This window comes from Variovorax sp. 01N425, assembly GCF_056399465.1.
In genome coordinates this window covers 364,029-376,134 of the sequence record NZ_JBFTRJ010000004.1, presented here as the reverse complement: position 1 = coordinate 376,134, position 12,106 = coordinate 364,029, and the positions used below count along the sequence as shown (strand labels likewise).

Below are 12,106 nucleotides of genomic sequence, written 5' to 3'. Positions count from 1 at the left end.
TGCGTGCGCGCGGTGGCGTCATTTCGGCCCGGCGGCGCCTGCGAAGCGCGTGCCGCCCGCGGGGCGCTGCGCCAGCCGGCGCATGCCGAAGGCCCAGTTCTTGGCCCGGCGCGCGAGCCGCAGTGCGGCCGTGAGCAGCGCGACCGTGTGCACCCGCCCGTGCAGCACGTGCGCCATCGCGATCTTGGCGCTGCCCTGGAAGTGCAGCGCCAGCACGTTCACCAGTTCGCCCGACGGCGTGACCACGCAGGGCTGGCCGCCGACGAACACGAGGCGCTTGGCGCCGCCCCGGCCCTGGAATTCGTTCACGAGCAGGTTGTGCCCGCCGTTGATGTTGTGGTCGATCACGCGTCCGCCGAACACCCGGTTGATGGGCGCCGCGTTGCCGCTCGCATGGGCCCAGAGGTGCAGCAGGGTCATGTCAGACACCCCGCCGCGCACGCCCCGCGCGGCAAACCGCGCCGCGATCGCGCGCAGCTTCCTGCGGCCGCTGGGCGATGCATAGGTGTTGAGCAGGAAGGCGATGAACTGCTGCAGGCCCGCCGCGGTCCAGTAGCTGACGTGCGGCGATATCTGGCAGGGGTCCCAGCCATCGTTGGTGCGCATGTAGGAGCCAGAGAAATCCGCCTTGCCGGCCACGCGCCGGATGTGCGCGCCGATGCCGCGGAACAGCAGCACGTCGCTGTCGATCAGCACGAATTCGCGGTGCTCGGGGTGGGCGCGCAGGTATTCCGACAGCAGGAAGTAGCGCCGGAAGCAGATCTTCTCGAACTCCGGCGGATTGCTCGACAGGTGCACGTAGGTGCGGCACAGGCGCTCGTAGCCGGGCCCGGCGTCGGTGCCCGACAGCACGATCAGCGGCTCCTCGGCACGCGCCGCGGATTCGCGGCACAGCAGCAGGGGCTTGTTCTGGCGGTCTTCCACCACGATGAAGGCAAGTGAATGGGTCATGGTCATGGGGTCAGGGCCGGGGCGCCGTCGCATTGCGGACCAGCGCGACGTGCGCGGGAAGAAACTGGAAGTCGTCGTCCAGCGGCAGGTCGAGCGTGAAGAGCCCGCCGCGGGCGTTCGCCTGCGCGATCCAGCCGCGCACCTGGGCGGCCGTGAAGCGCGGCGGCGTCGGCTGGCCCCAGGAGGCGCCGAGCGGCGTCAGCAGATGGAACTTCAGCTCCGAGCGCGGTGCGTTCAGCTGCGCGGGAGGCTGCATGAATTCGCCGGCCATCAGGTTCTGGCAGGGCGCGGCCTTGGCGCTGAAGCGCGCCGGGCCCTCGCCGGCATTGAAGGCCAGCCAGCGGTCGGGAGCGCCGCTGCGCGCCGCGGCGCACAGCGCGTCCCAGCCGGACGGCGAGATGCCCCGGGTGTTGTAGACGCCGTCGAACCACCAGCCCCTGGCCAGCGCGCCGTAGTGCTGCGACCAGTCGCGGATCACCGCGGTCCATGCGGCGATGAAATCGGCCGGCGGCGGCTTCTGCTCGGAGATGTCGCCCAGGCAATTCATCAGCTCGGGGTCTGCCTGCGGCGCGCGAAACGGCAGGTAGAGCACCAGGGCGATGCCGCGGCTGCGCAGCGCGCGGCCGATCTCCAGCGGCAGGTCGCGCGGCGGCCGGTCCGCGGCGCTGTGCGGGCACAGCGCCTCGAGCGCCGCATTCGGCGCGATGTACTGGCCGTTGTTCTGCCCGAGCGTCAGGATGAGATGGGAGGCGCGCATCTGCGCGAGCGATGCCGCAAATGCCTCGACGTCGAAGCGGGCGGCCTCGGCGATCGACTGCCTGTCGGGCAGGTAGTGCACCATCACGCCAAAGCCGGTGTCCGCCGCTGCCGCAGTTGCCGCGCAGGCGGCACCGAGCAGCCCCGCCGCGAGCAGCTGCCGAAGAGCGCCTGCAGTGCGCGTCATTGCATGGCTCCGGCCAGCGAGACGGCCTCGCGCTTGAGCATGAGATAGCGCCTGGCCACCGCGCCGGGCGCGCAGGCTTCGGCATGCAGCCAGGGCGGCTGCGTGTCCCGGTGCTCGTCCAGGTAGCGCGCCAGCCGGCCCATGTCGCATGGCTCGCTGCCGATCAGGAAGGCGTAGCCGCCGAACAGCTCGCGGTGCACCGGAATGTCCGAGAGCAGCAGCGGCACGCCCAGGGTGGCGGCTTCGGCGGCCGAGAGGTTGAAGCCCTCGAAGGCCGACAGCGAGATGAAGGCCGTGGCGCCGCAATAAAGCCGCGTCAGGTCCTGGCGCGAGACCAGCCCGCGGTGCCGCACGCAGTTGCCGAGCTCGGGTGCCATGCTGGCGACCATCCGTTTCACCTCGGCCGCGCCGTTGCCCGTGATGTCGAGCCAGTCGACCAGCCCCTCGCGCTTCATGCGCTCGAAGAGCTTCAGCGCGGCGCCGAAATTCTTGTGCGGGTAGTAGTGGTAGGACGCGATCAGGTAGCGCTCGCCCACGGGCGGCTCGCGGGACGCGCTGGCCGAGCCGGCCGCGCGCGTGGCCTCCACCGGGTTGAAGATGACGCTCGCGTGCTCGCAGCATCCGAAGTACCGCTCGAAATCCTGCTGGCTGCTCCTGCTGATGAACACCACGTCGGCCGCGCTGCGGGCCACGCGCCTGAGGTTCCAGTCGAGCCACAGGCGCTTGGTGCGGCTGAAGTACGCGGGGTAGTAGCGGTACTGCAGGTCGTGGACGATCACGATCGAATCCCGGTGGCGCCCGAACAGCGTGAACGGCAGGAAGTAGTTGGGAAACAGCGAGAACACCCGCTCGCCCGATACCAGCGCCTGCAGCCGGTGGTAGTTGTAGAGCAGTATCTCGACCAGGAACCGGCTGATGCGCAGGCGCCGTGCCACCGCGAAGAGGCGCGGATGCCGTTCGCTGGCCGGCTGGATGTGGTCGCCCTTGCACAGGCGCATCCTGCGCAGCAGCAGGTCCGACACGTTCAGCACGCCGCCCGCGCCGCGGTTCAGGCGGATCGTGTCGTAGAACAGGTACTTGTACATGCTGGACCTCAGGCTGCGCGCGCGGCGTAGCGCGCCGCGCGGCGCACCGGGCGGAAGCGCGAACTCAGCAGGCCGGCGAGCAGCGCCGCAATCAGCCCCGATGCCGCGAACGGCCCCCAGCCGAGGATCGGCCCGCGCAGGAACGGCACGTAGGCGGCCAGCAGCACCAGCGCGCACAGATAGCTGCCGGACAGCGCGGCGCGCGGATCCACCATCCTGTCCAGCACCCGGAAGCCGGCCGAGATCGCAAGGCCGAACATCACGGGCCCGGCCAGCCCGAAGTCGAAGTACGCCGTGGTGAAGGGCGGCAGCGACAGGTTGGACTGCGAGAAGTTGCCCAGGATGGCAGGCCACCCCAGCGGATCGAAGTCCGGAAACAGCTTCAGGTCGCGCGGCAGGATGAACGAGAACGCCGACAGCAGGTAGCGCCCCCATCCGAGCTCGGGCTCGGATGCGCGCTCCAGGATGCCGGCCACGACGTACATCGCGTCGAAGTCCGGGCTGAAGGGAAAGGTGGCGAGCGTCTCGCCCCAGAAGCTGCCGCGCGACACCAGGTTGAGCACCGGGCCCAGGCCGGCGATGGCGCCGAAGATCAGCAGGGCCAGCATCCAGCGCCGGCCCCGGCCGAAGAGATGGATGAAAAGAGGCAGCAGGCCGATCAGCAGGACCTGCCGCGCCGTGTTGACCGGGTTCGCGGCGAAGGCAGCCATTGCCAGCGAAAGGCCCGCGGCGCACCACGCCCAGAGCGTGCCGCGGCGCATGGCATGGATCGCCAGCGCCACGAAGCAGACCAGCACGATCAGCTTGGGCAGCGTCGAATAGACGATGTAGTCGACCGGCAGGTTTTCCTCGGTCCCCGGCATGCCGCGCGCGATGAAGTTCAGGTCGGGGCGGATGAACAGCGAGCCGAAGGCCGAGACCGCGCCGCTCAGCAGCAGCAGCGCCGGGTGGGCCACGCCGGCCACCGGCAGCTCGGGCGCCGGCGCGCGCGCGCGCGCCGGCGCCGGTGCCGTTGCGTCAGGCAGGCCCAGCCGGGCTGCTTCGACACCCGCCATGTACAGCAGCAGCAGCGTGAGCGCCTGCATGTGCGCCACCGGGCCGATCACCCCCGTGTCCCAGAACGAGACGTCGGCGGCGATCTGCATCGCCGGTGCCACCGAGAAGTAGGTCAGGATCGTGGCGTAGTGGATCAGCAGGAAGACGCTGGCCCCCGGCGTGCGGAGCATCGACAGCTGGACCAGCGACAGCGCGCACACCGCCGCATAGCCCCAGGCCGGCTCGAGCAGGCCGCACAGGAAGGCGATGGCGATGCCCGACCAGAAGGAGAGCGCTCTCATGGGAGGCCTTGTGCTTGTTTGTTGTTGCGTGCGGGAGCCGGCGCGGGCTCAGGCGTGCGCCAGTTCCTGCGCGGCGGGCTGCAGCGACTTCTGGTAGTCCGCATAGGTGCGCTGCAAGCCCTCGGCCAGCGACACCGTGGGGTGCCATCCGATGGCGGCGGCGCACGACACGTCGAGCAGCTTCCTGGGCGCGCCGTCCGGCCGCGAGGGATCGAAGCGGATGCGGCCCCGGTAGCCCACGACCTCGCCGACCAGCCGCGCCAGCTCGGCGATCGTCTGGTCCTCGCCCATGCCCAGGTTGATGTGGGCGCACATCGGCGTGGTGTGCTGCTCGTAGCCCGCGCGGCTCAGGCCCATCACGGTGGTGCAGCCTTCGGCCATGTCGTCCACGTAGAGGAACTCGCGCCTGGCCTGGCCCGTACCCCAGATCAGCACCTCGGGCGCATTGGTGGTCTTGGCAAGGTGGAAGCGCCGGATCAGCGCCGGCACCACGTGGCTGTTCTCGGCGTGGTAGTTGTCGCCGGGGCCGTACAGGTTGCACGGCATCACGCTGCGGTAGTCGATGCCGTGCGAGGCGCCGTACTGGCGGTTGTAGCTCTCGCACAGCTTGATGCCGGCGATCTTGGCGATGGCATAGGGCTCGTTGGTGGGCTCGAGCTGGCCGCCGAGCAGCGCGTCCTCGCGGATCGGCTGCTCGGTGATCCGTGGATAGATGCAGCTGGAGCCGAGGAACAGCAGGCGCTTGACGTTCGCAAGGAAGGCCTGGTGCGTGACATTGGCGGCGATCAGCAGGTTCTGGTAGATGAACTCCGCCGGATAGGTCATGTTGGCGTGGATGCCGCCGACCTTCGCTGCCGCCAGGTACACCTGGTCGACGCGCTCGGTGGCGAAGAAACGGCGAACGGCCTCCTGGTCGAGCAGATCGAGTTCCTCGTGGCTGCGCGTGACGACCTCGTGCCCGAGGCTGCCCAGGCGCTTCACGAGCGACTGCCCCACCATGCCGCGATGACCAGCAACGTAGATACGCATATGTTCTTTCGGTTAAAGGTTGAGGGTTGAGGGATGTGGCGCCTAGCGCGAGCCGCGTGCCCCGGCCACCACGAGAAAGGTCTTCAGGAGAATTGCGATGTCCTGGCGGATCGAGAGGGTGGCGACGTAGTCCGCATCCATCGCCGCGCGGCGCCGGTAGCTGATCTCGTTGCGCCCGCTCACCTGCCACAGCCCGGTGATGCCGGGCCGCACGGCGCAGTAGCTGCTCCAATAGACGCCGTACAGCTCCTTCTGGGCGAACATGCAGGGCCTCGGGCCGACCACGCTCATGTCGCCCTTGAGCACGTTCCAGAACTGGGGCAGCTCGTCCAGGCTGTACTTGCGCAGCACCGCGCCGAAGCGCGTGATGCGCGGATCACGGTCCAGCTTCTGGTACATCTCCCATTGCCGCCGGGCCGCCTCGTTGCCGCGCAGGTAGCGCTCCAGCACGGCGTCGGCATCGGGCACCATGGTGCGGAACTTGTAGAAGCTGAAGACGCGCCCGTCCCGGCCGTAGCGCGGCTGCTTGTAGATGCCGGGCTTGCCGGAAGTCAGCAGCACGCCGATCCAGACCAGCGCGAACGCCCACCCCAGCAGAAGGAAGAAGCCGCCTGCCAGCAGCACGTCCACGGCCCGCTTGGTGCCCATCAGCAGCCGTGAATTGCCAGGCGAATGGACGGCGGCATCCGATCGCAGTGTGTTCATGATGCGGCGCTCGCACGGGCAGGTTGGGGAAGCTCGGCCACCGCGCTCGGGTACTCGTGCACCCGCGGCTGGTAGCCGCCGTAGCGGTAGGCCAGCTTGCCGTAGTAGCGGCGGCTGGTGTCCATCGCGTTCAGCACCACGCCCTGGAACTGCGAGCCGGAATGCCGCAGCTGGTTCGCGCTTTCCGACAGGTCGCCCAGTTCGTTGTCCCCGGCGCGCGCCACCATCAGCAGCGTGCCCATCCAGGGCGCCAGCTCGGCGGTCTCGGAAGCCAGCAGCATCGGCGGCGTGTCCACGATCACCACGTCGTAGTGTTCCGAGGCTTTTTCGAGAACCTCGGCAAAGGCGTCGCTCGTCAGGAGCGCGCTCGGGTCCGAGGGCAGCGCCCCGGTGGTCATCACGTCCAGGTGCCCGAGCACGCCCGTGTGGACGGCGTTCTGGAATTCGATCGAGCCGCGGATCAGTTCCGACAGGCCGCCGCGGCGCTTCAGCCCGAACATGCTTGCCAGGCTGCTGCGCCGCAGGTCGGCGTCGATCAGCAGCACGCGGCGGCCGGTCGAGGCGAGCACGGCCGCCAGGTTGCCCGCCACGAAGGTCTTGCCGGCGCCCGGCGTGGCGCTGGAGATCATGACGCGGTTGTTCGACGCCTTGGGCATGGCGAACTTCAGCGCGGTGCGCAGCCGCCGCAGCCCCTCCAGCGCCGGGTCGTTCGGATGCTGCGCCGCCAGCAGGTGCACGCCGGGCTTGGCGTGGCGAATGGCGCGGTCGAGCAGGGGCTGGTTCGTGCTGAGCGTCACGGTGCTGTAGACGTCCAGGCCCGTGTGGGTCTCGATCTCGGCCGGGCTGGCGATGGTCTTGCGCCACGACCTGCGCAGGAACGCCGAGCCCGCCCCGAACGAAAGGCCCGCGATCAGCGCGATGCCCATGACGATCGAGGGCTTGGGCCGGATCGGCTTTTCCGGGAGCAGCGCCTGGTCGAGCACGCGCACGTTGCCGATGCGGCCTTCCTTGGCCAGGCGCATCTGCAGCGAGCTGTTGAGCAGCGACACGTACAGGTCGGTGTTGACCTTGATGTCCCGCTGCATGCGCAGCGAGTTCTGCTGCAGCATGGGCATGCGGCGGATGCGCTGCTCCACGGTGCCCATCGCCTTCTTGAGCGAGGCGATCTGCGCGTCGACAGTCATCACGCTCGGGTCCCTGGATGTGAAGCGCTCGGAGAGCTCGATGCGCTTTTGCGTGGCATCGAACAGCTTCGTCTGCAGCTCCAGGTTCTGCGACAGCGCGTTGCGCGCCTCGTCGTCCAGGCTGATGGTTCCGTTCTGGTTGCGGTACTGGTTGTAGATTTCCTCGGACTGCTCCAGCTGCAGCTTGAGCTTGGGCAGCTCGGTGCCCAGGAAGTTGAGGGCGCGCTGCGCCTGGGCCGTCTTCTGGTCGATGTTCACGCGCACGTAGAGCTGCGCGACCTCATTGAGCAGGTTCGCCAGCTGCGTCCGGTTGCCGTCGCGCCAGCTCACTTCCACGACCGACGACTGCTTGCCCTTCTCGATCACGCGCAGCTCGCGCTGCAGGTCGAGCAGCACCAGCTGCTTGGACTGGCGCACCAGCTCGAAGGCCGCGCCGGGCAGGCCCGAGATCGAGCCGACCAGCAGGTGGATCGGGCCGAGCGGGGTCTGCGCGTCGAGCGGCACGCCGACGGTGCCGGCGATCGGCTTGTCCAGCTTGGGGTGGGTCAGTGTGTAGCTGCCGTTCGCGCCCGCGGTCAGCAGGAAGCGCTTGCCTTCGAGATCCACCGGCACGTCCATCTGCGCGACCACGATCTGCTCCTTGCCGCTCACGTAGCCCGACAGGCCTGCGAAGCCCGGCTCGGAGAGCGCCTTGGCGTGGCGCGCCAACCAGGCGCCGACGATCGGCACGTACAGCGGCTGCGCCTCGATGTAGAGCTTGGTGTTCTCGATCGCCTGCTCGAGCACCAGGCGCGACTTGAGGATCTCGGCCTCGCCCGCGGTCGGCGTCTTGGCATTGAGCGCGTTGCTCGCGGAGTCGCCGACCAGCGTGCCGCCCGAGCGGTCCGGGTCCTCGACCTGGATCAGCACGTTGGCCTCGTACACGCGCGGCCCGAACATGGCGTAGGCCGCGCCCAGCAGCAGCGCGACAGCGGTGATGCCCGCGATCCTCCACCGGTTGTCCAGCAGCAGGTCGACATGCTCCCTGAGCCTGGAAGGAGGGTTGTCGGATGCCGCGGCATCGGGGACCGAGGGAGCGGGGAGTGCAGGTTGCCAGTGCGCATTCATGGGGATCACCTTTGTGTGTTGCCTGGACGGGTTGGGGGCGCGGCTTCAGCGGCGGCTGGTGGTGCCGCCGAGGTTCACGACCTGCGCGGCGGGAAGGATCAGGCTGATCACGCGGTTCCAGCGCGCCAGCGGCACGGGGTCGATGTAGACCACGTCGCGCGGCTGCAGCTCGAAGCGGTCGGCCAGCGCCAGCGCCACCGGGTTCTTCGCATCGAGGTGGAACACCTCGGGCACGTCGCCGCTCGAATTGCGCACCACGTAGATCTGGTCGGTCGACGCGGTCTGCAGCGCCGGGCCGCCCGCATCGCCCAGCGCCTCGTTCAGGCTCAGGCGGCCGTCGCGCATCGTCAGGGCCGTCGGGCGCTGGATCTCGCCCATCACGTAGATGCGGCTGTCGTCGCGGCTGCCCACGTTCACGATGTCGCCGTTCTGCAGCGGGATGCGGGTCGGGTCGAGCCCCAGGCGCCGAAGCAGCGGCAGGTCGATCACCATCGTGCGCTCCCCGCGCGTCAGGGTCACGCGCGAACGGTCGCCCGCCTGCGTGATGCTGCCGGCGCGGTTGATGGCCTCGGCCAGCGTCATCGGCACGTCGGTGAAGATCTGCAGGCCCGGCGTGCGGACCTCGCCCTCCACATAGACGCGCCGGCTGCGGAACGACTGGATCCTGACGCTCACGAGCGGATCCTTGACGAAGGGCGAGATCTTGCTGGAGATCATCTCGGCGGCGGACCTCTCCGTCATGCCCTCGATCTTGGTGCGGCCGATGTAGGGAAAGCTGATCTCGCCCTCGGCATCGACGATGAAGCCGGGCGCCACGCTCACCCCGGTCGGGTCCGTCTGCTGCGAGATGACCGCGCCCGCGGTGGGCATCAGCTCGGGATGGCGGTAGACCACGATGCCGACCACGTCGCCCGGGGCGATCGTGTAGGCCGGCGCCTTGCCGAACAGCTGCCGCACATCGGCCGGCAGCGCGGCGGGGTTGCGCGTTGCCATCGTGCGGATCAGCTCGGGCGTGATGGAGACGATCTTCGGCTCGCCCTTCGCGTCGCCGCTCGAGCGGTAGGCGCCCCAGTTGCCGCTGTCGGGCGGACCGAACCCCGGAACCCCGCAGCCGGCCAGGCACAGCGGCAGCAGCAGCAGTGCCGCCGATCGGATGCGGGGGCGGGTGCGGGCGGGAACGGCGCGGGCGATGCGCAAGGAACTGGCCGGAGCGGGGTGTGCCATGGGGTGTGTCCTTTCTTCCTGGGGAATCAGTTCACTGCGGGACGTAGGCGCCGTGCTCGGGGCGCTCCACGACGGGTGCGAGCGGGCTCGGGCTGGTGCTGGGGCTGCGGCGTTCCGGGCCGGCGCCGATGGCGCAGGCGGCCACCCAGCCGCCGACGGAGCGCAGGAACAGCTGCTGTCCCCGCGCCGTGCACAGCGTGTGGTCGGCTTCGCGCATGAATTCGTACTGCACGGCCTGCGCGAACGGTTCGCTGCGGAACGGGCCGAGCTGGTCGCGGTCGTGGTCGCAGACATGCAGCGAGCCCGAATAGAGCAGCTGCACCGCCACCTTGCGCTCGACCAGGCGCCGCATGGTGGCGCCGAACCACACGGCGTTGACCTCGGGCGGCTTGCGTTCGGCGAAGAAGCCGGGCAGCGGCTTGGTCGAATGGCTGGGCAGCAGGTGGCGCTGCAGCCAACGCTTGGCCTTGCCCGCGAACGACGGATGCGCAGGCGCCGCCAGCGCGCGCCGCAGCGTGCGTTCCCAGCGCGAGCGCCGGTCCGGAAAGGCGAAGCCGTCGAACAGCGAGAGCGCCACCACGCGCGTGTCCGTCGCGGCCGCGGTCATGGCGTGCTCCACGCCCGAACACATGCCCACGATCGCGAACTTGCGGATGCCCAGCATGTTCTCGAGAAGGTCCATGCCGGCGCGCAGGTCGCGCACCGCGCGGGCCTGCAGGTCGGACGAGGCGTCGGACGCGTCGCTGTCCCCCACGCCGCCAAGGTCGAAGCGCAGACTGCTCACGCCGCGCGCGGCCAGCACGTGCGCCAGCTTCACGTTGATGCGGCGCGGCCCGACCCGGTGGTTGGCGCCCATGTTGAGCATCAGGCAGGCGACGTCGGCCGGCGCCCGGTACATGGGAATGGTGATCATGCCCATCAGTGCGTCTCCTGGTCCGAAGCGGACGGGGCATTGCGTCATGTCATTCATGGAGGGCCCCCTGCAGGCGGTTGAGCGCGTCGGCCGGAACCATGGCGCTGTTGGGATAGGGATCGGCGGTCCAGTCGAGCCGGTGCTGGAAGTAGGCGAGCCGCACCGGCATGTGGCGCGACTGCTGCTCGGCCGCCCACTGCGCGGTGTGCTGGTCGTCGGGCGAGGTCAGCACCAGCGTGTCGTGCAGGGCCGTGAGCGGCAGCGATTCGGGCGCCAGCGCACCGAGCTGCGTGCGCAGCGCGGGCGACAGCACGGTGCCCAACGCTTCTTCGGGCAGCGCGTCGGGGTCCTGCGCAAGGTTGCGGCGCCAGACCAGGTCCGGAATGCAGAAGGTCGTGTCGATGGCCGCCACATGCTGCTCGCGCAGGTGGCGCGCATAGCGCCGGCCGTCGATCACCGGCTCCCACAGCACGAGCCGCGCCGGGTCGCAGCGCCCGTTGCGCGCCGCCAGCACGGCCAGGGTGGCGCCCAGCCGCGCGCCGACCCAGACGATGCGGCTTCCCGGGGCCCTGCGGCGCAGCTCCTCGTGGGCCGAGCACAGGTCCCGGCGCCAGCCGTCGAGCTCGCCTTCGCTTTCATCGCCGGGCGAGTCGCCCGCGCCGTGGAAGTCGAAGCGCAGCGTGGCAATGCCCGAGCGCGCGAGGCGCTCGGCCAGCACCTTGAAGAAGCGGTGGGTCCGCAGGCCCTCCTGGCCGAAGGGCGGGCACACGAGCACCGCGGTACTGCCGTGCCGTCCGTCGCCGGCGGCATGGAACACACCGAAGATCTGGCGCGACGCCGGTCCGAACATGAAGGGGTGTGCGTTCATTGCGGCACCCTTTGCGCTGCGCGCCTTTCCGCCGAGCGGGAGCGGGTGCAGGTCTGCGCCGCGAAACTCGGCACGCTGGCGCGCACGTGCGTCTGCCGCCATTCCGCAATCGCTCCCACGCTGTCCACGCGCGGCGGCGCGGGCTGCAGCACGAGCCACAGGATGCGGCCGGCCACGGGCACTTCCACGCTCCGGCAGTCCGGCTCCAGCCCCACCTCGAAGCGCTCGGTCGGCACGATCAGCCCGAGGCCGATGGCCTTGAGGCAGGCTTCCTTGCGCGTCCAGCAGGTCAGGAAGGCATGCTCGCGCTCGGCGGCGGGCAGGGCCAGCAGCGCCTCGCTCTCGCTGTCCGTGAAATGCTGCGCGGCCAGCGCGAGCGCGTCGGGAATCGGCCGCAGCAGCTCGACGTCGGCCCCCAGCGGACCGCGCTCGCCGATGGCGAGCAGTCCCAGCCCCAGGCTGTGGCTCAGCGAGAACCGCAGCCGCGGCCAGCCCGACAGCGAAGGCTTACCGAATGCGCTGCGGGTGAAGCGCAGCGCCTCGGGGCGTTCGCCCGTCTGCGCAGCCAGCGCGCAGCGCAGCGCGGCATGCGCGGCCACGAAGCGCTGCCGGTCGGCCGCGAACCGGAACTGCGCGGCGCGCTCCAGTTCCTCGTCGGAGAGGAGCCGCTCGGCCTCGGGGCCGGGTTCGCCGTCCAGTTCGAGATACCGGCAGACCGGCGCATCGACGGAAGTCAGGGAGAAAGCTGCGGAGACCATGA

The 12,106-nt window shown here is 69.8% G+C and carries 11 protein-coding genes; all 11 read right to left on the bottom strand.

Annotated elements, in window-relative coordinates; all coding sequences use genetic code 11:
- Positions 1 to 18 precede the first annotated feature (18 nt).
- Genes AC1DSC_RS09565 through AC1DSC_RS09515 form a run of 11 tightly spaced genes read right to left on the bottom strand, consistent with a single transcriptional unit; the run spans position 19 to position 12,104 of the window.
- Positions 19 to 951, bottom strand: a complete 933-nt coding sequence (locus AC1DSC_RS09565) for a hypothetical protein (protein ID WP_230537796.1) — start codon at positions 949 to 951, stop codon at positions 19 to 21.
- 10 nt (positions 952 to 961) lie between these two features.
- Positions 962 to 1,894 (bottom strand): hypothetical protein, encoded by a 933-nt coding sequence (locus AC1DSC_RS09560; protein ID WP_012748293.1) that lies wholly within the window; start codon positions 1,892 to 1,894, stop codon positions 962 to 964.
- Positions 1,891 to 2,979, bottom strand: coding sequence for a glycosyltransferase (locus tag AC1DSC_RS09555; RefSeq protein WP_012748292.1), 1,089 nt, complete (start codon positions 2,977 to 2,979; stop codon positions 1,891 to 1,893). Before AC1DSC_RS09555 ends, AC1DSC_RS09560 begins: the two co-directional genes overlap by 4 nt.
- A gap of 8 nt (positions 2,980 to 2,987) precedes the next feature.
- A complete protein-coding gene (locus AC1DSC_RS09550) occupies positions 2,988 to 4,316 on the bottom strand; it encodes a hypothetical protein (RefSeq protein ID WP_012748291.1) in 1,329 nt (442 codons plus the stop codon).
- A gap of 48 nt (positions 4,317 to 4,364) precedes the next feature.
- Positions 4,365 to 5,345, bottom strand: coding sequence for a GDP-L-fucose synthase family protein (locus AC1DSC_RS09545; RefSeq protein WP_012748290.1), 981 nt, complete (start codon positions 5,343 to 5,345; stop codon positions 4,365 to 4,367).
- A 42-nt stretch (positions 5,346 to 5,387) separates the two neighbouring features.
- Positions 5,388 to 6,050, bottom strand: coding sequence for a sugar transferase (locus AC1DSC_RS09540; protein ID WP_012748289.1), 663 nt, complete (start codon positions 6,048 to 6,050; stop codon positions 5,388 to 5,390).
- Positions 6,047 to 8,341 carry a polysaccharide biosynthesis tyrosine autokinase gene (locus AC1DSC_RS09535; RefSeq protein WP_012748288.1) on the bottom strand — a complete coding sequence of 765 codons (2,295 nt, stop codon included), beginning with the start codon at positions 8,339 to 8,341 and terminating at the stop codon, positions 6,047 to 6,049. The genes AC1DSC_RS09540 and AC1DSC_RS09535 overlap by 4 nt, the downstream gene beginning before the upstream one ends.
- A gap of 45 nt (positions 8,342 to 8,386) precedes the next feature.
- On the bottom strand, positions 8,387 to 9,565 hold the full coding sequence (locus AC1DSC_RS09530; protein ID WP_012748287.1) for a polysaccharide biosynthesis/export family protein: 1,179 nt from the start codon (positions 9,563 to 9,565) through the stop codon (positions 8,387 to 8,389).
- A 31-nt stretch (positions 9,566 to 9,596) separates the two neighbouring features.
- On the bottom strand, positions 9,597 to 10,478 hold the full coding sequence (locus AC1DSC_RS09525; RefSeq protein WP_230537795.1) for an alpha/beta hydrolase family protein: 882 nt from the start codon (positions 10,476 to 10,478) through the stop codon (positions 9,597 to 9,599).
- A 49-nt stretch (positions 10,479 to 10,527) separates the two neighbouring features.
- Complete coding sequence (locus AC1DSC_RS09520) at positions 10,528 to 11,346, bottom strand: serine aminopeptidase domain-containing protein (protein ID WP_012748285.1); 819 nt, start codon at positions 11,344 to 11,346, stop codon at positions 10,528 to 10,530.
- Positions 11,343 to 12,104, bottom strand: coding sequence for a 4'-phosphopantetheinyl transferase family protein (locus AC1DSC_RS09515; protein ID WP_012748284.1), 762 nt, complete (start codon positions 12,102 to 12,104; stop codon positions 11,343 to 11,345). The genes AC1DSC_RS09520 and AC1DSC_RS09515 overlap by 4 nt, the downstream gene beginning before the upstream one ends.
- Positions 12,105 to 12,106: the final 2 nt, after the last annotated feature.